This is a genomic window from Sporosarcina sp. G11-34 (assembly GCF_026931025.1).
Window position 1 is genome coordinate 20,084 of sequence record NZ_JAHNZW010000010.1, and the last position, 23,893, is coordinate 43,976.

At 37.0% G+C, this 23,893-nt stretch carries 22 protein-coding genes and 2 pseudogenes; 18 read left to right on the forward strand and 6 right to left on the reverse strand.

Annotation, left to right across the window (positions count from 1 at the left end; translation table 11 throughout):
• Positions 1-90: 90 nt before the first annotated feature.
• Together KSU66_RS14820 and KSU66_RS14825 are read left to right on the forward strand one after the other, a co-directional pair.
• Positions 91-855 carry a DUF817 domain-containing protein gene (locus KSU66_RS14820; protein ID WP_269052347.1) on the forward strand — a complete coding sequence of 255 codons (765 nt, stop codon included), beginning with the start codon at positions 91-93 and terminating at the stop codon, positions 853-855.
• Positions 856-1,051: 196 nt separating this feature from the next.
• On the forward strand, positions 1,052-1,249 hold the full coding sequence (locus tag KSU66_RS14825) for a hypothetical protein (protein WP_269052250.1): 198 nt from the start codon (positions 1,052-1,054) through the stop codon (positions 1,247-1,249).
• Between the two features lie 722 nt (positions 1,250-1,971).
• Here the strand turns inward: KSU66_RS14825 and KSU66_RS14830 are convergent.
• Entirely contained in the window at positions 1,972-2,178 is a 207-nt protein-coding gene (locus KSU66_RS14830) for a hypothetical protein (RefSeq protein ID WP_269052251.1), read from the reverse strand.
• A 507-nt stretch (positions 2,179-2,685) separates the two neighbouring features.
• Here KSU66_RS14830 and KSU66_RS14835 point away from each other — a divergent pair.
• Positions 2,686-3,834 carry a M14 family zinc carboxypeptidase gene (locus tag KSU66_RS14835; RefSeq protein ID WP_269052252.1) on the forward strand — a complete coding sequence of 383 codons (1,149 nt, stop codon included), beginning with the start codon at positions 2,686-2,688 and terminating at the stop codon, positions 3,832-3,834.
• 1,091 nt (positions 3,835-4,925) lie between these two features.
• On the opposite strand, the pseudogene KSU66_RS14840 reads toward KSU66_RS14835, so the two are convergent.
• Positions 4,926-5,353, reverse strand: a pseudogene (locus KSU66_RS14840) (HAD-IC family P-type ATPase); the annotation flags it as partial.
• Between the two features lie 247 nt (positions 5,354-5,600).
• On the reverse strand, positions 5,601-6,566 hold the full coding sequence (locus KSU66_RS14845) for a S8 family peptidase (protein ID WP_443028989.1): 966 nt from the start codon (positions 6,564-6,566) through the stop codon (positions 5,601-5,603).
• Between the two features lie 2,158 nt (positions 6,567-8,724).
• On the opposite strand from KSU66_RS14845, the gene KSU66_RS14850 reads away from it, so the two are divergent.
• From KSU66_RS14850 to KSU66_RS14870, 6 genes are all read left to right on the forward strand, one after another.
• On the forward strand, positions 8,725-10,524 hold the full coding sequence (locus tag KSU66_RS14850; RefSeq protein WP_269052253.1) for a DNA/RNA non-specific endonuclease: 1,800 nt from the start codon (positions 8,725-8,727) through the stop codon (positions 10,522-10,524).
• Between the two features lie 1,006 nt (positions 10,525-11,530).
• The gene (locus KSU66_RS14855) at positions 11,531-11,854 is read left to right on the forward strand and encodes an ArsR/SmtB family transcription factor (protein ID WP_269052254.1); all 324 of its coding nucleotides are present in this window, start codon (positions 11,531-11,533) and stop codon (positions 11,852-11,854) included.
• 3 nt (positions 11,855-11,857) lie between these two features.
• The gene (locus tag KSU66_RS14860; RefSeq protein WP_269052255.1) at positions 11,858-12,268 is read left to right on the forward strand and encodes an SRPBCC family protein; all 411 of its coding nucleotides are present in this window, start codon (positions 11,858-11,860) and stop codon (positions 12,266-12,268) included.
• A 125-nt stretch (positions 12,269-12,393) separates the two neighbouring features.
• Positions 12,394-12,639, forward strand: coding sequence for a hypothetical protein (locus KSU66_RS21340; protein WP_329958828.1), 246 nt, complete (start codon positions 12,394-12,396; stop codon positions 12,637-12,639).
• Between the two features lie 28 nt (positions 12,640-12,667).
• Positions 12,668-12,877: a hypothetical protein gene (locus KSU66_RS21345; protein WP_329958829.1), complete on the forward strand. Its 210-nt coding sequence runs from the start codon at positions 12,668-12,670 to the stop codon at positions 12,875-12,877.
• Between the two features lie 246 nt (positions 12,878-13,123).
• On the forward strand, positions 13,124-13,495 hold the full coding sequence (locus tag KSU66_RS14870) for an iron chaperone (protein WP_269052256.1): 372 nt from the start codon (positions 13,124-13,126) through the stop codon (positions 13,493-13,495).
• A 114-nt stretch (positions 13,496-13,609) separates the two neighbouring features.
• On the opposite strand, the gene arr is transcribed toward KSU66_RS14870, so the two are convergent.
• The gene (gene arr, locus KSU66_RS14875; protein WP_269052257.1) at positions 13,610-14,026 is read right to left on the reverse strand and encodes an NAD(+)--rifampin ADP-ribosyltransferase; all 417 of its coding nucleotides are present in this window, start codon (positions 14,024-14,026) and stop codon (positions 13,610-13,612) included.
• Between the two features lie 461 nt (positions 14,027-14,487).
• Between arr and KSU66_RS14880 the strand changes: the two genes are divergently transcribed.
• The 5 genes from KSU66_RS14880 (at position 14,488) to KSU66_RS14900 (ending at position 17,133) form a co-directional block, all read left to right on the forward strand.
• Positions 14,488-14,886: a VOC family protein gene (locus tag KSU66_RS14880; RefSeq protein WP_269052258.1), complete on the forward strand. Its 399-nt coding sequence runs from the start codon at positions 14,488-14,490 to the stop codon at positions 14,884-14,886.
• Between the two features lie 93 nt (positions 14,887-14,979).
• The gene (locus KSU66_RS14885; protein ID WP_269052259.1) at positions 14,980-15,330 is read left to right on the forward strand and encodes a DUF2200 domain-containing protein; all 351 of its coding nucleotides are present in this window, start codon (positions 14,980-14,982) and stop codon (positions 15,328-15,330) included.
• Positions 15,331-15,602: 272 nt separating this feature from the next.
• Positions 15,603-16,094, forward strand: a complete 492-nt coding sequence (locus tag KSU66_RS14890) for a DUF2975 domain-containing protein (protein ID WP_269052260.1) — start codon at positions 15,603-15,605, stop codon at positions 16,092-16,094.
• Positions 16,095-16,104: 10 nt separating this feature from the next.
• Positions 16,105-16,326, forward strand: a complete 222-nt coding sequence (locus KSU66_RS14895) for a helix-turn-helix domain-containing protein (protein ID WP_269052261.1) — start codon at positions 16,105-16,107, stop codon at positions 16,324-16,326.
• 42 nt (positions 16,327-16,368) lie between these two features.
• The gene (locus KSU66_RS14900) at positions 16,369-17,133 is read left to right on the forward strand and encodes a DUF817 domain-containing protein (RefSeq protein WP_269052262.1); all 765 of its coding nucleotides are present in this window, start codon (positions 16,369-16,371) and stop codon (positions 17,131-17,133) included.
• Positions 17,134-17,797: 664 nt separating this feature from the next.
• On the opposite strand, the gene KSU66_RS14905 is transcribed toward KSU66_RS14900, so the two are convergent.
• Complete coding sequence (locus KSU66_RS14905) at positions 17,798-19,435, reverse strand: flavin-containing monooxygenase (RefSeq protein ID WP_269052263.1); 1,638 nt, start codon at positions 19,433-19,435, stop codon at positions 17,798-17,800.
• A 611-nt stretch (positions 19,436-20,046) separates the two neighbouring features.
• Here KSU66_RS14905 and KSU66_RS14910 point away from each other — a divergent pair.
• On the forward strand, positions 20,047-20,979 hold the full coding sequence (locus tag KSU66_RS14910) for an NADP-dependent oxidoreductase (RefSeq protein ID WP_269052264.1): 933 nt from the start codon (positions 20,047-20,049) through the stop codon (positions 20,977-20,979).
• Positions 20,980-21,171: 192 nt separating this feature from the next.
• Here KSU66_RS14910 and KSU66_RS14915 read toward each other — a convergent pair whose 3' ends face one another.
• Entirely contained in the window at positions 21,172-21,510 is a 339-nt protein-coding gene (locus tag KSU66_RS14915; RefSeq protein ID WP_269052265.1) for a hypothetical protein, read from the reverse strand.
• A 215-nt stretch (positions 21,511-21,725) separates the two neighbouring features.
• Between KSU66_RS14915 and KSU66_RS21350 the strand changes: the two are divergent.
• From KSU66_RS21350 to KSU66_RS14925, 3 genes and pseudogenes are all read left to right on the forward strand, one after another.
• Positions 21,726-22,222 (forward strand): annotated as a pseudogene (locus tag KSU66_RS21350) (DUF6584 family protein).
• A 105-nt stretch (positions 22,223-22,327) separates the two neighbouring features.
• A complete protein-coding gene (locus tag KSU66_RS14920; RefSeq protein WP_269052266.1) occupies positions 22,328-23,143 on the forward strand; it encodes a ZIP family metal transporter in 816 nt (271 codons plus the stop codon).
• Complete coding sequence (locus KSU66_RS14925; protein ID WP_269052267.1) at positions 23,136-23,720, forward strand: DMP19 family protein; 585 nt, start codon at positions 23,136-23,138, stop codon at positions 23,718-23,720. The genes KSU66_RS14920 and KSU66_RS14925 overlap by 8 nt, the downstream gene beginning before the upstream one ends.
• Positions 23,721-23,893: the final 173 nt, after the last annotated feature.

A 23,893-nucleotide genomic window follows, 5' to 3' on the forward strand; every position in this document is an offset into this window, starting at 1 on the left:
ACATTTCTATACTGAAAATGGAAAGAGGCGTTACTCATGAATTTAACCATTCAAAATGATGTTCAGAAAAAACCTTTGAAGGCACGAATCATGAGAGCACTAAAACAACTCGTTGGTTTTGGTTGGGAGCAGGCCCTATCATGTTTGTTTCCTGTCGTTATTTTTGCCTCTTTGGCTCTTACACAAATCATATCCCTCCCCTTCCTACCACGGTATGACTGGCTGCTCATCATCTTACTTCTGATGCAGTGGTGGATGGTACGCTCTGGACTTGAAACACGAGATGAACTAAAAGTCATTACATTGTTCCACCTTATTGGACTTGCTCTTGAACTTTTTAAGGTACATATGGGTTCCTGGTCATATCCAGAAGAAGGATATTTTAAATTTTTTGGAGTACCTTTGTATAGCGGATTCATGTACGCAAGTGTGGCAAGTTATCTTTGCCAGGCATGGAGAAGGTTTAATGTTGAACTGGTAAAGTGGCCACCGTTTTTGATAGTAGTATCTCTTGCAACTGCGATATATTTGAATTTCTTCATCCACCATTATTGGATTGACGTTCGTTGGTGGCTATCTGGAATTGTAATTCTCGTCTTTTGGAAATCATGGGTCACATACGTAGTTGATGGAACCCGTTACCGTATGCCACTCGCACTTTCTTTTGTGCTCATCGGATTTTTTATCTGGATAGCCGAAAATATCGCAACCTTCTTTGGAGCTTGGAATTATCCAAACCAAAATGATGCATGGAGTCTCGTGCATCTAGGAAAGGTGAGTTCGTGGGTCTTATTAGTAATTGTTAGCTTTCTAATAGTAGCGACGTTAAAGCGGGTTAAGGGGAAAAATCATTAGAACAGACGCTAGTCAATAATTATTACAGTTTAAGGACCTTTTTTAATACTGTAATTTCTATTTAAAGTACTAAAAGGAAAAATGAAAAGCATATGATATCAAGATTGTCCAGACTAAAATAGTTTGGGCTTTTTGATTCTTTCAATTTGAGCCTATATAATAGAAGGAACAGATCTTATCGGAAGAGGTGGCATGTATGGCGGTAATAATTCCTTTCAAAACGAGGCACCAATTAGAGACAGAAAAAGCGGTTAAAGTTATGCGTGATTGGGAAGCCCATTTAGAATGGGAAGAAGCGAATTGGCATCATGTAATAGAAACAGAAACAGAAGGACAGAGCTTGTCACTGGAGGAAATTGAGTGGCTGAATGACTGGGTGGGAGAAGAGAAATGATTAAGATAGAAGTTGATCATTAGAAGCTAAAAGAGCTTTATCTTCAGAAAATAGATGAGCATTTACAAAAACTTGAATCAGAAGTGTTTATCATGAATTCAAAGCAACTAGCTACATATTTAAATATGTCATGGAATACGATTGTAACCCATCTTTTATATGAAGAATAATTTCCGAAAATACGTTTAGGGAGCAAGTGGCTGTTCCATAAAAGAGAGGCCGGTAAATATATGGATAGGTATTATAATGAGGTTCGTAAAATGGTGCGAGTATCGTAAAATGCAAACGGAAGTGATGAAGACTGAATTAGGAAAGTAGGGTATACTGCAATCTTTGAAATCAAGAAAACAGACAGTGAAATTTAATATTTTCAGCTATCTGTTTCTGAAGTGATGCGGTCATATTTGATGTGGGAACTTATAAAAACCAGTATAATTATTTTGAATGAAACACTCCGGAATGTTGATGTATAGCGATTTGTACTATTAGGTATATAACTGTAATAGCCCGAACTCTATGGGGGGAGTAGTCCTCACTAACGCGGGAACACTTCGTTGTCTTGTATGGACTGTTATGTCCACAATTTATAAGTAACAATACAATGGATTGTGTGTCTACTCACATTAAAATCCTTTGCTAGTAGTCGTATATAGGCTTCTCTTTCATTACTATAACGTTCTCGGATTTCTTTTACATCTATTGCAGTTAAATGTGAGCGGCTATTACTCGACTTGCGGGACTGTAGGATGATCTTTTTTGAAAAATTTAAATTCATCTCCGAGCATCGTTTGTTTAATCTTCGCTTTTGTTAAATCTGTTCGTATTGTCCCTTTTTTAACTAAAGATAGCTTTTTTTTATGCTCTTTTGAAAGACTTCTCCCTTTCATAGCGAAACTTATTTTTTCATTTTTAGTAAGCTTATTCTTCATTATAATCATGTATCTTCTTCTCGGTAAAATAGCATAACGAATGTTGTCATTTATTTGGGGGTTAATCAAGTAGGTTCACTTTACACTTGGGAAAATAAGTGGTAGTCAGACTCTTAGGCGTTAAGTGTGGATTTACAACACTAAAGAACAATACTTATAAGGTCTGGAATCTGTACTCTGGTGGACTTTTATAACCAAGCGTGCCGTGAATTAGAATCTTGTTATACCAGTTAACCTAATCGTTTATTTCAAGGACCAGCTGGTCCGGGCTGTTCGAGAACTCTGTCTTGATCTTGACTATTGTTGAACATCGCTTCCAGTGATTCAAGAGGAAAAACGACGTGCGAAAGAAATTCCGCTGCTAGAATCTGTTTGGGGCCATATGAATTGTTAGGAAGTTTCTTCAATCATACTTTCGTTATAGTCCGAATTGTCCATTTACTTTAATAGTCCATCAATTATACTATAAAAGTAGGTAAGTATAAAATAACAGGAGGTAGTATTGATTTGAAAAAGATATTTATGTTTGTTTTTGCATTCGGTTTAATTGTTTCAACGACATTCTCATCTCAAGCTATTGCGGCAGATACAGTGCCCGGAGGTCCTTCGACTAACGGTAACACGAGCATGGACAGTTTGATCACTTATGAGAATATGATCGATACGTTAAAGAAAATAGAACATACGAGTAAAGGTAAGGTTGAAGTATTTACTTTGGACGAGTATGGAAAGAGTGAACAAGAACGAAGCATCTACGCTGCAAAAGTTGGGACGGGACCTATCAAAGTATGGGTACAAGCTCAAATTCATGGAGATGAAAAATTAACAACTGATGCTGTTTTAGAATTATTAAAGACATTTGGCAGCAGTGGATCTAAAGAAATTAAAACGATTTTGGAAAATACGACCATTTATGCAATCCCAATGAACAATCCGGACGGGAGTATTATGAATACACGGACGACTATGCTTTATGATGAAAATGGCGAACCTAGATTAGACAACAGAGAGCGGCCGATCACGATTGATTTAAATCGAGATTGGGCAGAGGGTGGATTTAAAGCGAAAGAGTCAATCACAACGTATAAATATTGGGCAGATGTAAAGCCGGATTACGCGATTGATCTTCATCATCAAGGATTTAAGACGGTATACGGAACAAATAAATCAACATCTATGTCACTCGGTGTGTCATTAGCGCCTAATGGGCCAACTTTACCGGGCATAAAAGATGGCTTATACAATGATCTTACTCGCCAAATGTCCGTGTATGTATATGATGCGCTAAAAGACTACGGGCATATGCACATCGATCGTTACCAAACTGGCAGCGGTGATAAGAAGTATGAAATTGACATTAAGGGCGGAGTCGTTTCGGCGATGATGTTAGGGCTTAATTACGATAACATAAATCCAACTCATCATAGCAATCCGGCCATCTTCTTTGAAACAAAAGGAAACACGAGAGACGGAAATTTAGGACAAAAATCAAATGGTCACTTAATAAAACAAAATTATCTCGGATTAAAATACTTGATTTCAGGAATTGCTGCGGGTGAAGTACAAAACGTTGATCCGGATCGTTGGGAAGAAATTCCCGCCTATCCGCTAGCAGGCTATCAATCTGACAGTGGAATTATTCCAGTAAGTAATTAATAAAAGTTATATTTTAAGGCCCTACGGAGTTCCGTAGGGCCTTTTTGGCAGAAATGTTTTCAAAAGTATGGAGAGTTAGATTAACAGACATTGTAACGATTTAAGTTAATTATTATCTGATTATGGTTTTGGTGTCAACTGCACAATTTACTACAACTAAAGTAACCAATTGATTATTCACAAGAAGAAATGGCCTACCATAATCTTATGGAGAACGTGTGTTTTACCAATGCGTCACAGCAAATTAAAAATTCAATTTCCGATATAAAGGAGAATTATCAAAAAGGATTTGTCTATGGATTTAGTGTGGTGTCAACTGTTTCTTAGCTGTGTAGTGAAACAAAAGGTGTCCATGATATTGCGGGCTATAATGATACAGGGATTAGGGACTATGTGGTGATTACACTAAGGCGCCTGGCATTGCTATTTATATCCAAAGGGGAAGAATTATTTAATGTGGATAAATTCATTTCTGTTTTAGATAAAAAGTATTGAATTACATAAACTCTGTGGAGAACATGGTATAGTGACGTTATTCACAGAAATTCAACAGGGAATCGGCAGATTGGGTAATTAATAGGATGATAAACTCTCTTAATATACACCGATATGAAGGGGATTAGTTGGACAATAACAAGGGAAATTATTAAAAAAAGTTTTTGGTTTTTTTCGACTTTGAAAAATTCCTTGAGGGAGGAAAAGGGAGTGTCCAAGAGAAGGTTTGTCGCGTTTTTAATATTTTGAAATAATCAGGAGTCAATTGAACCGATTTACACCCTAAATTATTATACACATAAATTACACATTGGGACTACAAAAGCCATTGATACCAATGTTTATAGCGATTAATATACGTCCTCCTGGGACATAATTAAGTTAATTTAGAAGATGTTAAGAAATTTAAAAATATCCACTAACGTTGCCCCAACAACGTTAGTGGATATTTTTTTCTAAAGTCGTTAGAAAACGATAGAAATTGAAACCATTATACACTTTTTATACACGTTTTATCCGCGTTTTATACATCTACTATTTAGTTTATCGTGTGCCAAGGGAATTCAAATGAAGTTTTTATGTCTAGGAAAAAGCTATTACTGCCCTTTGATTTTTACAGGACGAAGAGAATTTAGGATAACGATTAGTGCAGCACCAGTGTCGCTTAAGACAGCCATCCGTGAGGTCAACCAGCCCGGGAAGATTAGTATCAGGGCTACAGCTTTTATAATTAACGAAAACGATATATTTTGTTTGATGATCGTTAATGCCTTTCGACTCAACTTCATTGTATGGGGAAGCTTTTCTAAGTTATCAGCCATTAAAACGATATCTGCAGTCTCCATTGCAGTATCTGTACCAGCACAACCCATCGCTATTTCAAGGTTTGCAGTCGCGAGTGCAGGGGCATCATTTATGCCATCCCCAACCATTGCCACACGATATCCTTCTTCTTGCAATTGTTTTATCGCATCTACTTTTCCTACGGTAATAGTTCAGTGAAATAGCGGTTTACGCCAGCTTCCATATATCATTTAAAGTGTATCCCATCCATATATTTAAAAGTATTGATGAAGGACGTATTAATTTACGATCTTTATTTTTTTCGACGTGAAAAAACACCTCCGATATATGCACTTTGAAGAAGTGTACATTTACGTTGGTGTTTTATATTGTCTCAGTAATTTGGGTTAGTCAAACTTCGGGAAATACCAGCCGCATTTTATGATTATAGATGTCTGAAAAAGCTAGTGCACCACTTTTTATTCAAATCATTGTGAACTCAAAACCAACGCTTTAATTTCACGCTCAAATACACCAGTCAATTGTTCAAGCACCGTCAAGTACACGAGCCCGTTACCTTCAATTCTTTGAGGGAAACCTAGTGGAACGGTTCTTTTTATTAGTTGGGCATATAGCTCTCGCTCTGAAAGTTCCCGACCGAAACTGTTGTTGACCAGCCCTTTTATGAGGGCAAGAGCTCCAGAAACATGGGGGGCAGCCATTGAAGTTCCGCTTAATGTTGCAAATTTCCCGTTTAAATACGTTGAGAGGATCTTCTCACCCGGAGCAACTAGATCGATTTCATCATGAGAGTTGGTAAAATCGGAAGGGCTCCGTTCAAGATTTATAGCACCTACACTAATGACTTCGTTATAACGGCCTGGAAAGGCATATTCATCGGTTAAATCGTTACCGTCCCCTTCATTTCCGGCTGCACAAACTACGAGTATATTATTAGAGACCGCTCTCTTTATTGCTTCATGAAGTTCGGGCAAATCAGTTGGACCGCCCAGCGACATGGAGATAATATCCACTTTTTGTTCAATGGCATAATCGATACCATTGATAATCCACTCATATTGCCCCGAACCTTTTTTATTCAATACCTTTACAATAAGCAGACTTGCCTCAGGAGCTACTCCGACTACGCCCTTATCGTCCTTCTGAGCAGCAATTGTTCCAGCCACGTGAGTGCCATGTCCATTGTAATCGAGGAAAATGTCGGGATTGCTTCCATCATCGTCCGTAAAGTTTTGACCGCCTATAATCTGTTCTTGTAAATCGGGGTGTGTACTATCGCATCCTGTATCCAGGATAGCAACCGTAACACCTTTTCCTTTTGTTTCCTTCCAAATTGCGGGTGCTTGAATTAATTCCACGCCTGGTGGAACTTCATTGGCCTCTGTCATTTGAATAATCACTTCGAATGGAATTACATGAGCAAAATTCGCCACTTTATCCCTCCTCATTGGATTATCGAAAATTTAATTAAAAAGAAGTTTTTCAGCATTTAGTCGTTGTTATAGGGGAATTACTATAATAGTTGTTTCTATTAGTAGTGCTTGCTACATAAAATAATTGAACGGAACGTACAAAGTAAGTCGTAGTAGGTCCTAGATGCGCAAGCTGGATTTATGATTAATAACTAAGTACGAAGAAATCTAGACTTTGCAATGAATCTAGCGGAAAAGCATAGAACTTCCGCCGAAAATTCATCATATAATAAAAAACGCGGCATAGAATAAAAAAGGACTGGGCGTTTTAACACTCAGTCCTACAAAAATAAACTGTAAGACAAAATCATGGTCGACTTTGAGTAAGGTACAACGGTGTAACTGCTTCGCTTCATAAAGCATTTGGCCGAGAAGAAAGAAGTAATTGTCCACACTTCTGCCGATGGGGGGGCGGTTACTCCTTTCTTGATAAGAAAAAGATAACTGACAACGACACCGACATAAAAGCAATCCATCCGCCAGATAGTGTAAGGAGTAAGCTTAGTATTTCGAATGTTGTCATTGGTTTTCACCTCCTTTCAATTGGAAGTGCTCAACAAGCGGTCATGCATTCACCGTAAATGAAATGAATTCTAGATGCAGTTTCTGTAGGGGAGAAATTGTGATATAGTTACCCCTACTATTATGTATATGTACAATTAGTATGTATATGCTTAATCTTTACAGGAAATGCCGGAAAAGTTCTGGGGACCAGCCTTCATACTCTGTGAAGGGAGTATTTATATCGTTTTTTGATTGCCCCCAAATTACAGTTATATCATTTGAGCGACATAAAGATAACCTACACCTTAAATTCAAGACCTTTACAATAATTAAACTTGCTTCAGGAGCTACTCCGATTACGCCCTTATCATTCTGCTGTGCAGTAACAAAAAGGGGAACTTGAGTTCTGAATCCATTATATACCAAAGAAGTTTTTGTGGTATCCTCTTGATAATTATAGCATAGTCGGACTATTCAGTCTAATTAATATTGAATAGATTGAACAATTGATTCGGAAGCCTTAATAAAAAGGAATACTCTTTAGCTCATAATTACTAGTGCGGATGAGATAATAAAAGAATTTTTTTATTTGTAGTCCATGTTACATATCATGGGTGAATGTTGTTTAACTATTGAGTCGTAGCAAGTCCTAAATAAGTTTGCTACTGAAAAAGAATTGATTCAAGTTGAATCTCTAATCAATGTCTAAGTATGAATATATTTAGGTCAACAAATGCATGTAGGATTGAGTTATTGCGCTCCTGCTGGTAATTCATTATATATATATATAAGAGACATCCAATAAAAAATGAATAAGTGTTTGAATATTCAGTCCTGAAATGGTAGAATATAAGATGTAATGATGGTCAATATTGTATATCGTCCGACTGTGTAAATAGTTGGTTAGAAAATGCATTTGGCCGAGAAGAAAGAAGTAATTGTCCACACATCTGCCGATGGGGGGGCGGTTACTTCTGTCTTGTTTAGAAAAAGATGCTGACAAAAACACCGTTATTATAGCAATTCATTAACCAGATTGTTAAATGAATAAGTTTAGTATTACGTATGTTGACATTGGTTTTCACCACCCTTCAATTGGGAGTGCCTAACTGCCTGTCATATCTTCTCCGTAAATAAATTGAAATCAAGATGCCTATTTTAGTAAGTTTTAAAATTTAGAGGACCAGTTTTCACAAGTTATTAAATGAAAATCCTGCTCGTTTGGGGGAAAATGGAAAACGTTTTGGACAGAAGAGTGTCCAGAACGATTTTTTGAATTTCTAAACCTAAAACCTAATAACCTTTTATCGATTAACCCCTCTTTTTCACGCATAAGGATCAACTAAAAGCAATGAAAAAAGGTTTCGAATAGCTAAAGTCATGTATGGGATTATTATTGGTTTTATAATCTCTTGAAATACACTGAAAAAGTAACTTTTAATAAAATGCTAGAAGTGTTAAAGTAGTCGCGACTATCGAAATATGTTTAATTTGGACATTTGAATAAATATATAAATTTTGCGTGAGCTCATTACCAGGGGTAGCTGAAGCAGATTCAAAGTAAATCATCACTTCAGCTTGTATAGCTCGATTTAATAATTTAAGGAGGGTGAATATGTCTATTAAAGGACTGGATAAGTTTCAAAATCTTAATATGGATCTTGTAGATTTGCAACGACAGCAAGCATTAAAACGTTACATCGCACGTTCTAGTGAACGTGAACGAATTGCTAGTGAACTGCAAACAAAAAATCCTTTGGAAGTAGATACGCCTGAGCGAGTCGAACTTCGTAAAGCGATTATCGATTCACGTGATGGATTTGCAATTGAGCGTATTATTGGTAAAGATGATCTATTTCCTATTTCTTATCTTGAAGCAGGTTTACGAGCAGCCAATTCAGTTTGTAGAATCGAAATACGAGATAGTATAGGCAGAGTTCTCGGACATGCTACAGGATTTCTGGTTTCAACTTCTTTATTACTAACAAATAATCATGTTTTGGAGAACTGCGATACGGCTCAGTTCAGTGTCGCACAATTCAACTATGAAGTTGGTCTTGACTTAAAGGAACGACCGATGAAAACCTTCCGATTAACACCCGAGCGTTTATTTATTACGGATCAGAAGCTTGATTTCACATTAGTCGCGATAGAGGAAGTGTCTGCTGATGGTACAAACGTAAGTGATTTTGGGTTCTTGCCTCTTCTCTCGCAAACGGGCAAAGGGTTGGTTGGTGAATGTGTATCAATTATTCAACATCCTTCAGGGGCACCTAAAACTGTAGCGATTAGAGAGAACAAAATTATGGATGTATTTGACGATTATATCCACTACTCAACAGATACCATGCCCGGATCCTCCGGTTCACCTGTATATAATGACGATTGGATCGTAATCTCCCTCCACCATGCAGGCGTTCCAGATCCAAAGAACCGAGCAGAATTTATAGCCAATGAAGGCATTCGCGTAAGCAGTATTATCCAGTTTGTCTTGGAGCAAGGCGCCAACTTCAGTGATGATCAAAAAATGTTAATGAATGACATTTTAAAGGATTGGGAAGTCCCCGATCATACTCCTGAAGAGTTGGAAGTTGAGGAGTTAAGCGATTCATGGTATGAAGGTTTGGCCGGTTATGACGCCCAATTTCTTGGTGATGATTTTGAAGTTCCCCTTCCTATATTCCGGTCTGATCTTGAACAGGATATTGCGCAGTTAAAAGACGGAAGCAGCGTGCTCCATTATACGCATTTTTCAATTGTCATGAGCAAGTCACGCCGTTTAGCATATTATACGGTGGTAAATATTGACGGAAATCAATTGAGGAAGATTGGCCGTAATGACAAATGGTATCTCGATTCCCGCCTTGAAGTAGAGTATCAGTGTGGTCCTGAATTATATAAAAATAATTCAATTGATAGGGGACATCTTGTCCGCCGGCGTGATCCTGTTTGGGGAGATTTAGCGGAAAAGGCGAATAAGGATACGTTCCATTTTACAAATTGTGCTCCCCAGCATAGTAAGTTGAATCAAAAAAACTGGCTGGATCTAGAGAATTATATTTTAGACAATGCCGAAAACTCGAATCTTAAAGTGACAGTATTTACTGGACCAGTTTTTCGAATAGATGACAATATTTACAGAGGAGTTCAGATACCGGCAGAGTTTTGGAAAATAGCTGTCATTGTTAAGAAAGATGGGAACCTATCTGCAACTGCTTACTTGCAGACTCAAAAAACTCTTATTGAAGATTTGGAATTTGCTTACGGTGAATATAAAACATATCAAGTACCAATTTCAAAAATTGAAGCGATTACAGGTCTAAATTTTGAAGACTTACGTAATTACGACCCAATCAATCAATTAGAATCGACAATAGGATATGTCATTAATACATCCTGTGATATCAAAATCTGAAGTTTGAACATACTACGGCAGTAAAATTTATCAATTGTTCCTCTAGTAATAGTGACCCTGTTACTGAGACTAATATAATTCCTGTTATAGCTAGATAATGGGAATCAGAGGAGCGATTATATATTAATGAATCAAAAGAGAAGAATGGGAAGTTACTGGAAGAAGGAATAAAAATATTAGAAACTAAAATAAAATGTAATAACGAGATTGTCCAGACTAAAATAGTTTGGGCTTTTTTGATACTTTTGATTGGTAACTTTATTATAGAAGGAAGATATATAATGGGGTGAGGTGACAAAAATGGGCAAATAATACTATTCGGAATTAGGCAGCAACTAAAAAAAGAAAAGGCAGTTAAAGTAATACGTAAGTGGGACGCCCACTTAGAAAGGGAAGAAGCGAATTGAAAGAGGGTTGAAGAAATGGCGAAAGGAGAAGAGCGAAAACTGTCAAGTATAGAAATTGAATGGCTAAATTCAAGGGTTAATGAAAAGGATATCGTTAATTGTAAAGTTACAAAAGAAAACGATTGAAAAAGGCTGATAATAAAAAGTAAATAAATTACCATAAGAAATTAGTCTATCCTTTAGAATGGATCCAAGCTGAGTGATTTTTTAGCATAAAAACATTATACGCATATTATACACATTTGTTAGTGTAAACATTGCTATATAAAGGTTTATGAGTACTTTTAAACGTACTACTGGGACATAAGCAAGTTAATACGAACAAAGTTAATAAACAAAAAACGTTAGTGGCGCTTTTTGTTTATTGGAAGGTGAAAACTTTAAACATGTTTATTACAGATTATTACTCTAAATATGTTCTTGCAAATAGCGACTATACAATTGATGAGTGCATTAAGAGGAAAGATTGGAAGAGAATTTACTCGAAGACATGTGAATAAACCTTTGCTAGTCATGCAAAGAATAAACATTGACACGACACCAATTAGTGTCGTAAGATAATGACACTAATGGGTGTCCTACATGCGAGGTGGGAGGTTTTGAGCGAAAAAAAACAAGAACGTGATGTTTATGTAGCCATCGCTGATCCAACGAGACGTAAATTACTACAAATGTTGGCAAATGGTGATGAATTACCTTTGTATGAACTAACTGCAGAATTTCAAATGGGGCGTACAGCAGTATCTAAACATTTGGCTATCCTTAAAGAAGCTGATTTGGTTACTGTTCGAAAGGTAGGAAGGGAAACTAGGTATCGAATAAATGCGGCTCCCTTGCAAGAAGTCAAAGACTGGGTTTCCTTTTACGAGAATTTTTGGACGGAAAGAGTATCGCAATTAAAAAACATATTATCGGAGGAATAGACAATGGCAGACGTAACATTAGAATTTCAATTTACAAGTTCAGTTGAGCAAGTGTGGAAGGCGTTAACAGATTCAGATATGCTAGCAAAATGGATATGGAAAAATGACTTTAAACCTGTTATCGGAGAAAAGTTCCAATTTCGTTCCGAGCCAAATGAGTGGTGGGATGGAATCGTTAATGGTGAGGTACTCGAAGTAGATGAGCCTCATATCTTATCTTACACTTGGGCAAGTGCTGGGGAAACCACTACAATTACATGGACATTGAAAACAGGTTCAGATGGCGCTACACATTTGCATTTTGAACAAACTGGTTTCAGTGAGGCAACAAAAGCAACAAAAGGGGCTCTTGAGGGAGCCAAATATAGTTGGACGAATTTTGGTAGACAACTTAAAAAAATGTTGGAACAATAACTGCTTGTTGCTTCAACTAAATGACCAGGCCCAAGTATTGTAAAATAGACAACGTTAAACAGGTCACTAAATGCTCTTCATTGACAATTGGTGATCTGTTTTTTCGATATAAGGAAATCTAAATCGTGAGCTTTATTCGAGATGCATTATCGATATTCAAAAAGAGAGAATTATTATTTATAGAAAGCAATAAAGAGTCAGAAGATGTATATTCCTTCCTGTTTGAAAAAGAGGAGGGTTTAACCTGGAAAGCTGGGCAATATGGTTTGTTTTCTGTTACTCATAAGAAAATAAAAACACCCATAAGACCATTTACCAGAGCATCTGCTCCCACGGAGAATGTAGTGAAGCTAACTATGCGTATTAGTTGATCAACCGAGTGATTTTAAGAGAGCCATGTTGGAATTAAAACAGGGCATGCACGTTAAAATGAGTGGACCAGTAGGGGATTTTTATCTTAAGGATAACAACCCTTCACTTCTGATTGCAGGCGGAATCGGAATCACACCATTTCGTTCGATATTAAAACAATTAGAGACGGAAGGGAATGGAACGGATAAAAAATACATCTGCTTTATTTGGATAGCAATCAATCATTTATATTTATAGAAGATCTTGATAGAGTTGTTGAGAATAGTTCAATAAGTGTAACTTACCTTAATTCAAGAGATGAATTGCATCGGTAGATTGACAAGTTTAGCAAATTATATTAGAATAGCGGGAAATATTATATCGGAGGAACGAAATCCATAGTAAATGCAATTTCTACTAATTTACTAAATAATAATATTCCAAAACAAAATATTAAAAAGTAGTTGTTATAGAAGGTTAGTGAATACTTTAGGAGGAGAAAATATGGAGGTTTTTGCAGAATACTTAGCAGGCATCGATAATCCCGATCACCGCTACCGGATGGATGAAGTATTGAAGTGGGTAGCTAATGAATTTCCAAATTTGGAACAGGTAATCAAATGGAATACGCCAATGTTTTCTAATCATGGCACATTCATTATTGGTTTTTCCACAGCTAAGCATCATATGAGTATTTCACCTGAACCAGCAGGAATTTCGAGTTTTGCAGATGATATTACACAAGCTGGCTATAGTGGTACCAAAGGGTTGTTTAGAATTAAGTGGAATGAGCCAATAAATTACGAATTACTTAAGAAAATCATTGAATTTAACATCCAAGATAAAGCAGAATATAAGCATTTTTGGCGTAAATAGTTGTCCTTTTTACCCTTTTCAATAATTGACGATTTTCTGGAGTAACGGAAAAAGTCCAATCACTCAATTTTACACTGAGAAATCGGACTTTTTCACATTTATTTGATTTTATTATCAATTATATATTACATTTTCACCTTCATCACTTAACTTTTTTAAAGAAGTAAGCATTTGATTTATTTCTTCTTCAGAATGTCTTTCCCATGAACTTAACTCGGCTATGATTTTTAATGGAGATTTAGACCTGTAAGAGCGTGTTGGATTTCCAGGAAATCTTTTGTTAGTTAAGTTCGGATCATTTTCAAAATCACTTATTGGTTCTACAATGTAAATTCTTTCTTTTGATTTAGACCTTGCTAATTCGGCACCCCATTTAGCAGCTTCTAACGTTGCAGTAAAATATATATAGTTAGATTTTTTATCTTGGTAATTTGATAAGTATTGTGGCTCTAATAAATCACCAACTTTTAGTTCCGCTTTAGTGCCATGAAAAAAAGGACCATTATCTAAGACATCTTTTTTGTCATACATACTAATACACCTCATATATTTTTTAGATTTGTATACATCAGTATAGTATAGGGATTACATAAAGGGGAGCCTTTAAATAATTTATGAATAGGGTAAAATACAAGTAGAGAGAATGATTTCGAACAAAAGTATCCACCTATTTATTAATAATTAGCAAAGAGTATTTTGTTCCTGTAGATTTTATGGACTGACATTAGTTTTGGTATTTCAGAGAGGTCTCAAAATCCTAAACCGCAATTGATTCATGTTGCTCAAGAAGAGAATTGGACGGAATCCGATATCGAAAAAGCACTTGGCGATTTGCATGATGGGACTGAACATAGCTGGAATTACATGTTTATGGGACTTTAAGAATTATTGGAGACTGGTGAGGTTAGCTACAAAGGTTGAAAATTTGTTTGAGTAGTTAGTTGAAGTAGAGAAACAACAATAAAGTTTATGTGAAGAAAGGGAAGTTAAATATGAAAAACGTAAAACCATTTTTAATGTTTCAAGGCGGTATTGCAGAAGATGCGATGACATATTACACAACACTTATCGAGAATTCAGAAATTAAAAGCATTAGTCGATACGGTGCTGAGGGGCCGGGTAAAGAAGGTACAGTTATACAAGCTGTATTCTCGTTAAAGGGGCAGGAATTCATGTGTATCGACAGCCATATTGATCACGAGTTTACGTTTACTCCTTCTTTTTCTATCTATCTTACGTGTGATACGGAAGAGGAAATTGACAGCCTTTATGAGAAAATGATGCAAAAAGGAACAGCACTCATGCCTCTAGATAACTATGGGTTCAGCAAAAAGTTTGGATGGTTGAATGACCAGTTTGGTGTATCATGGCAGTTGAACTTGCCAGAGTAATCTGGTTGCTAATGACGTGAGAGATATTTCACAATTGGGCGCTAATCTGGAAAAAAGATTAGCGCACTTTTTTATTTGAGAGGGGAATGGATCATGACCAAACATCAGATTTACACAATGAGTTTCGCAAGGGTCCATCCCTGTTATGTTACGAAGGCGGAGAAAAAAGGACGTACGAAAACAGAAGTCGATGAAATCATCAGTTGGCTGACAGGATATAGCCAGAAGGAAATAGAAGCGCAACTGGAAAAACAGATAGACTGTGAGACCTTCTTTGCGGAAGCTCCCCAATTGAATCCATCACGGGATTTGATTAAAGGGGTTGTATGTGGCGTCCGAGTGGAAGACGTCGAGGAACCAACGATGCGTGAAATTCGATATTTGGATAAGTTAATTGAAGAGTTAGCAAAGGGTAAGTCAATGGAGAAGATTTTGCGGGTATAATAAGTAACAACGATAAAACGCTGAGTCATTTATATTTTATAAATGGCTCAGCGTTTTTGTTGAATTGCCACTGATTCTTTTGTACCGCAGTTGACCTGTCCTAAACAAGCTGTAAATTGAATAATATATATTTATTAAGCATTTCTATGAAATTAGGAATGCTTTTTATTTTCGGTTAAAATATATCGTTACGGGGCATTTGTTTATTGATAAACGATAAATATTGTGTTAAGGTAGCATTTGAAATAAATAATTTAAGTGAGGTGCTTTTTATGAAAAAAGGAACAACCCTATTTTTAAAGATAGCTGTCATTTTAATTGGGATGCCAGTCCTTGCTTTGTGCATATTTTTGTTGCCACAGATAGCGGGCGAAGCGAGTGAAGCTGCCGAAAGAGGTTGGGATTTTGCTTATGTGGTATATGTTATTTTAATGGTTATGTATATTTCGGTGATCCCATTTTACTTCGCTTTGTATCAAACTTTTAACCTATTAAGCTATATTGACAAGAACCATGCTTTCTCGGAATTATCTGTTAGAGCTCTAAAGAAAATCAAATACTGTGCTGTCGCAATCACTGGTTTGTATGTGGTAGCTCTTCCATTTGTCTTTATCATGGCTGAGATAGACGACGCTCCTGGTCTAGTAATAGTTGGGATGATACCTATATTTGGTTCCGTTGTAATTGCGGTCTTTGCAGCTGTTATTCAAAGACTCTTACTAGAAGCCATTAACATAAAAACTGAAAATGATTTAACGGTCTGAGGTGAATGACATGGCAATTATAGTAAATGTTGACGTGATGCTGGCTAAAAGGAAAATGAGCGTAACAGAACTTACAGAGAAGGTCGGAATAACGATGGCGAATATTTCGATATTGAAGAACGGCAAAGCAAAAGCGATACGATTTTCTACTTTGGAAGCTATTTGTGAGGCATTAGACTGTCAGCCTGGAGATATCTTAGAATATCGAAAAGATGAAGATCCCACCGATTAATTGACTAGTAATATTAGTAGAGAATTTACGGGGGAGTAAACCATGAGTTCGCTAAAGGAACTTTATCGTTTTGGGTGGGAGCAGGCCCTATCGTGTTTGTTTCCTGTCGTTATTTTTGCCTCTTTAGCTCTTACACAGATTATTCCACTTCCATTTCTGCCAAGGTATGACTGGATACTGTTCATCTGTCTGCTGATGCAGTGGTGGATGATACACTCTGGGCTTGAAACAATAGATGAACTAAAAGTCATCTCATTGTTCCATCTCATTGGATTTGCTCTCGAAGTATTCAAGGTGCATATGGGCTCCTGGTCTTATCCGGCGGAAGGATATTTTAAGTTTTTTGGAGTACCTTTATATAGCGGATTCATGTACGCAAGCGTGGCGAGTTATCTATGCCAGGCATGGAGAAGGTTTAATGTTGAATTGGTAAAGTGGCCGTCGTTTATGGTAGTAGTATCTCTTGCTACTGCGATATATATGAATTTCTTTATCCACCATTATTTGATTGATTTTCGTTGGTGGCTATCTGGAATTGTAATTATCGTCTTTTGGAAATCATGGGTTACATATGTAGTTGGTGGAACCCGGTACCGGATGCCACTCGTATTTTCTTTTATGCTCATCGGTTTTTTTATATGGATAGCCGAAAATATCGCTACCTTCTTTGGAGCTTGGAACTATCCAAACCAAAATGATACATGGAGTCTCGTTCATTTAGGGAAGGTAAGTTCGTGGGTCTTATTAGTGATAGTTAGCTTTCTAATAGTAGCGACGCTAAAGAGGGTTAAGGAGAAACTTGATTAGGGTAGACTCTAGTCACATTTAATAACTGCAATTTCTATGTAAAGTACTAAAAGATAGTATTGAAAAAACTATAGAAAGTGCTACTAACGTTACAACAATGTTAGTAGCACTTTTTGTTTTTAGGAAGTCTGTAGAAAACGACAAAAAGTAAATCTGTTTTATACAAAGTAATTCTCGGAGGTAGTGGTCGTGCTATTTTAATCAAGATGGATCATAAAGACTGACGTGGTTTTTGATCCATTTTAACAACTCTTATCGTCCTTATGCATGCCTGGCTCTGGGTATTTAATTTTCTTGTTGTTGCCTTAGCTCAATTTAGCACATAGAAGTTCAAAAATCATTGATATTAGCGCGTCAAGAACATTTATATAGGTACATCAATGAAGTAGTCTGTAAACGAAATTAGGGTGCTTTCGTGAAGTTTTATGTTGGCGTTTCTAATGTCAGTTTTGTAAACGGGAGGAATATCAAAGCTACTATTTGACTCAATTTCCATTGCGGTTACTACAGCTTCATCCTTAGCTCAATGATATTTTGTCATTAAGAAAGAGAAAGCCTCTACTCCTGTTTGGAAGTAAAGGCAGTAGTATGCTGTTTGAAGTCGTCAAACGAGGATCTGTGGGAAAGAATTAGATCTGAAATTTTGGTAAGTGAGCTTAATTTTTCACAGATTCTTCTCGTGAGTTAAGTGGAAACCTTCATAGCCATTCTTCGCTACATCATCAATAATTTTACCATACTTAGGCATACCACCTAAATAAATCGGGAAACGCAAGGATTCTCCATCGATATTTCCGCCGGTATACCATGATTTTGTCTTGACGAAAAGTGTTTTATTAGCCACGTCGCTTACAGATTTACTCCAAGCGTCTTCGGCTTCAGTGGTAGCTTCAATTGCCTCGATGTTATTTTCTTCAAGGTAATTGATGCAGTCTGTAATCCAGTTGACATGCTGTTCAATAGCCATCGGCATGTTGGTCGTTACTGAAGGACTTTCTGGACCTGTAATGATGAATAGGTTCGGGAATCCTGCTGTGGAGAGTCCAAGATTCGTTTTCGTTTTTTTACCGTTATCCCACTTTTCCTTGAGCGAAATACCGTCTTTGCCACGAAGGTCAATTTTGAAGAGACTGCCTGTAATTGCATCAAAACCAGTTGCATAAATGATAATATCCAAATCATATTCTGCTTCAGGTGTTTTTACACCATTTGGGGTAATCTCTTCGATATGGGCTTCAGACATATTTAGAAATGTTACGTTGTCCCGTTCTAGGGCATCATAAAAGCCGATATGAGAAATTGGTCGTTTAGTACCGAAATAATCAAGTGGCTGCAGCTTTTCTGCGAGTTCCTGATCTTCGACTAAACCGTATATCTTATTGCGAACAAAGTCGGCCATCGCCTCGTTGGACTCTTTATTTGTTTTCAGGTCACTATACGTCGCAAGTAAATAGGGGACTCCACCTTTATTCCATGCTTCTTTGAATACTTGATTTTGTTGTTCTGGTGTATGATCCAACACTGATCGATCAGGTCGGTCGATAGGTATACCATCATAAGTGCTATGCATTTTCGCTCGCATTGCTTTGAAGTTTGCTTTAATTTCTTTTACATCTTCTTCATCATATGAGTAGTTGTTTGCTGGTGCAGTATATTGCCCTGAACGTTGGAAAATCGTTAAATGACCTGCTTCTTTGGCGATTTCTGGAATTGATTGTACACCACTGGAACCTGTGCCAATGACGCCAACCTTTTTTCCTTTGAGGTCTAAATCTTCTGGCCAATCAGCTGTATGGAAGGCTTGTCCTTTAAATGAATCCTTGCCTTTAAAGTCAGGGATGTTCAATGTGGATAAGACACCTACACCAGTTATAAAGTATTTCGAAGTCACGTTCGTTCCATCTGCTAAATAGATGTCCCATTGATTGGTTGAATCTTCAAAATGAGCGGCAGAAACACGTGTTTCAAATTGTATATCTTCTCGTAACTCAAATTTATCCGCAACGTAGTTTAAGTAACGAAGAATTTCTGGTTGGCTTGCGTATCTTTCTGACCAAGTCCATTCTTGGTATAATTCTTCAGAAAATGTGTAATTATAATAAATTGAATCCGTGTCGCAACGAGCCCCTGGATAAGTATTCCAATGCCATACCCCTCCCACACCTTTGGCTGCTTCATAAACAAGAACCGAAAGGCCGGCCTCTCTTAAGCGATGAAGCATGTATAATCCTGCAAAACCTGCTCCAACAACTATTGCATCGTAATGTTTAGTTTCATTTGATAATCTGTTTTTCATACTCATGTTGTATCTCCTTTTATGTTTATTTGTAATAGAGTCCATTTTGTTATGCAATTTACTATTACCAAATTATACAATAAAGGTTAGTCTCTTAAACTAGACTTGCATTTATGCGTCTTTCTTGTAGATATTTGTAATATTGTCTAGACAATACATAAATAGTAGAATCACAAACGTTTATATCCTTCTAACCTAGACAATTGCAATACAAAAAGGGACTAGATTTACTTGTGCTCTATCTATACTGTAGCATAACAACCTTGCTTACTAGGTGTTAGTCGGTTAACAGCCCTGATAAGTATTAACGGGGAATCATCTGAAGGTTTCGTTATCCATGGAAAGCGAGGTAGAAGGTAGGGATGTGAAACTGTAGTAATAAAACATTATCCCAAAGTGATAGCTACACTATTTTCATTATGACTTGGCAACTATTTGACGTAAGGGCACGAATATTAAAAGTTGTATGATGGGAAAGTATAGGATTATAAACCAATTTTCCCTCTGTATGATAATATTTTGGCAATTTGTAATAGCATGTCTGTTTTTAAAATGAGCATACTTACGTAAATATTAGTGTATGTATTGTATGATGAAAAAAAGGGAGAGTGCTACAGATGAAAGCAATCGTTATAGAACAATATGGTGGGGCAGAAGAACTCGTAGAGAAAGAACTTCCAAAACCGGTAATTCAAGATAATCAAGTGTTGATAGAAATGCGTGCAACGTCAATCAACCCAATTGACTGGAAAGTACGAGAGGGATATTTGAAAGAAATGATTCCTTTTGAATTTCCGCTAATTTTAGGTTGGGATGCTGCGGGTGTTGTGAGTGAGATAGGCGAAGACGTGACGAACTTCAAAGTAGGGGACGAGGTCTTTGCCCGTCCGGCTATGCCAAGCGGGACTTATAGTGAATATGTTGCAGTTGAAGAAGATTTAGTTGCTTTAAAACCAAAGAGTCTGAGCTTTGAAGAAGCAGCATCAGTGCCTCTTGCAGGATTAACAGCCTGGCAGTGTCTGGTCGACTTTGGTCAGATCAAAGAGGGAGATAAGGTATTAATTCATGCTGGATCCGGCGGAGTAGGGAGTTTAGGTATCCAAATCGCAAAAAGTTTTGGAGCTCATGTTATCTCAACTGCTAGTGGGAAAAATGAAGCTTTCTTGAAAGAACTAGGTGTTGATGAATTCATTAACTATGAAACAACTGATTTTACTGAAGTAGTCAAGGATGTAGATCTAGTAGTCGACACAATGGGTGGCGATATTCTAGATAAAAGCCAAAGTGTCATAAAAAAAGGTGGTCGTCTTGTTTCGATCACGGGACAGCCTGATGCAGAAAAGGCAGAGGCGAATCAAATTACAGCAGAGTCACTTTGGCTTAACCCGAACGGTAAGCAGCTCGCCGAACTTGGTGAATTAATGGAACAAGGGAAGGTTAAGGCTCAGGTAGGTCATGAGTTTCCACTCACGGCTGATGGGGTACGTGAAGCACATGAGTTGAGTGCGACACATCATGCTAAAGGGAAAATTGTGATTGTAGTAAAGTAATACTCTAAAGTGAAGGCTCCAAGAAAAAAAGCGAAATTTGATGGAGTGCTTCAAGAGTTATTTGGTTGGTTTGAGTCCGGTATTCTATTGGACTTGAACCAGCCTATTTTTATTTAATACGCTAATTATTGATGATTTTCCACATAATAAAAAAGCGCAAAACCTTTTCAAAAGGTTTTGCGCAAAAATATTTTAAGATGGTTTATCTACAAATTTAACATGTTGTAGCATATAGTATCCAGAACTATTAATGCGGTATCCTTCAATTTTATCACTTACACCAGTTAAGTATGCTTGGTGATGTACATAAAACATTGGTGCTTCTTCGATTAGAATCTCTTGAACTTCATTATAATACTCTTGACGTTTGTCAGGATCAATATCTTGACGACCTGCTTCAAGTAATTTATCTACTTCTTTGTTCTCGTAGAATGAGCGGTTTCCAGCTTCACCTTGATTATCTGAGTGGAATAATTGAGTTAGGAAGTAATCGGCATCGCCAACAGGATTTGATAATCCAAGGATAAACATTTTTAGCGTAATTTAGCTAATATTCTGTTCATTGGAGCGAATTAATAAACGATTGTATGAACATAGATAATAAATCCTATTAGACTGAAAAGTTAATGTTATAATAATAATTGAAGTTTGATTATTTTTTAATAAGGTAAATCTTCCTTGAATGATTCAGTTGAAAATTAAAAACAAGCTCAAATTTAGGCTATTTAAAGAATGAGGTGTTCGATATAAAACAGATACCTGCTGGAACCTTAAAGAAGATAGAAGAGAACATTGAAAGAAATGATTTAGGTAAAGCTAGGGATAGGTTGCATGGCTTAATCTCTACTTATCCAAATGACTTAGAACTTCGCAGGAAGTTAGGGGAAATTTACCTTACCCTTAAGGATCCTTCAATGGCAGGTCGATATTAGTATTTAGAGCAGAATAAAACAGTGGAAATGAAAGAGGCGTGTACGCTTTTCGAAAAGTCTATGGGAACGACGTAAAATCAATAGCAAGAGCTCTGAAGTTCAAAGGTGAGCCTAATATAATAAACGATATGGAGTTACTTCAAGCGATTCTAGTAATTCGAAGGAATTTAGAATCAGAGGAATTCGAAGGTTACGAAGGTACATGGGGAGATAAATTGTATATTTTCGGCGCCTTCGTAGTTCTAATATCCATTGCATTCTTTATGTTATTTGGTATGTACCAATTCACAAAATGGATTTTTCCCTTTTAATGAATAATAAGCCTGATCATATTAAACAAAAACTTATTGAGTATGTTACGTACGGATAGGATAAGGGAAAGACTTCAATATTACGGATATGGTTGGGGGGATAATATGATTGATTTTTTTGCATCGCTAAGTCCGGTAATGCAGGCATTAATAGCAACCTTTTTTACCTGGGGAATGACTGCGCTAGGAGCGGCATTAGTATTTACAACTAAGAAGGTTAACCAAAAATTAATGGATGGAATGCTTGGCTTTGCAGGGGGTGTTATGATTGCAGCGAGTTTTTGGTCGTTGCTTTCACCTTCAATTGAAATGGCGAAAACGGGTCCTTTTCCATCCTGGTTTCCCGCTGCTGTAGGATTTTTACTAGGTGGTTTTTTCCTGTGGATGGCTGACAAAGTTATCCCTCACGTGCATCCAACATCTCCAATGCAAGATGCAGAGGGAATAAATCCTGAAAATAAGCGACGAAGCACGCTACTTGTTTTTGCAATTACGCTTCACAACATACCAGAAGGGCTTGCAATTGGAGTAGCATTTGGTGCTGTAGCCGCAGGTTTTCCCTCTGCTACGTTGCCCGCGGCGATTGCTTTGGCGATTGGTATAGGAATCCAAAACTTTCCCGAGGGGACAGCTGTATCAATGCCTTTACGAAGAGATGGAATGTCTCGTCGGAAAAGTTTCTTATATGGTCAGTTTTCAGGAATGGTTGAGCCTATTTCCGCGGTGATAGGAGTTCTGGCTGTAACGCTGATGGCGCCACTTCTTCCGTTCGCTTTAAGTTTTGCAGCAGGAGCAATGATTTTTGTTGTAGTAGAAGAAGTTATTCCAGGTTCTCAAGAAAATGGAAATAGAGATCTGGCATCAGTTAGCTTAATGATTGGTTTTACAGTTATGATGATTTTGGATGTGGCGTTTGGATAAAGACCTAAAAGTGCTACCAATAATCTCTGCATGTTTTGGAGACATGCTTGGGAACGAAAATAGGCTAAGTAGTTTGAGCTGGCTACAAGAAAAAAAGGAGAATACTATGAAACCTAAAATGAATAGAAAAGATTTATTGGACAAGAACGATATATGGAACGCTGTTGTGTCGGTGGTAAGTGACTGTGATTTGTCAACTAAAGACACAGTTTTAAAAGAGGCTTTTATTGTGTTTCAATATCATTCTGAGCTTGAGAGTGGGGGGCACGAGAGCTTACTCACCTGGATGGGTTCGTATATCAATGAGGTAAGTATTGAAAGTTATTTAAACGAATTAATAGCTATCCTTGAGAAAATTGGTGCACACGATTATGCCGAAATTGAGAAGAATTATGGTCGAAAAATGTGGAGATTGCACGCTGCGTTAGAGAATGACGAGATTGATGAGGATGAATTTTATAATATCGTTGAAAAAGCTGACGATGAATACGACAAGCTTAATCAGGGGATAGACAGTTTATTAGAAAGATACTTTATTAGTATTCATGCTGATTTAATTGATGTAGTCGAAAATTAATACATATTGAAAGTAATTTGTGTAGTAAATGAAAAATGTGAAAATCAGACAAAACGGTAGTGCTCTGTTGAGGCATTTCCGTTTTTGGCGTTTCAAACAAATAGACTAAGATGTAGTGATAATTAGGTAGTATTCTTAACTGGCCCGGTTCTATGCTAAACTAAGATAATATA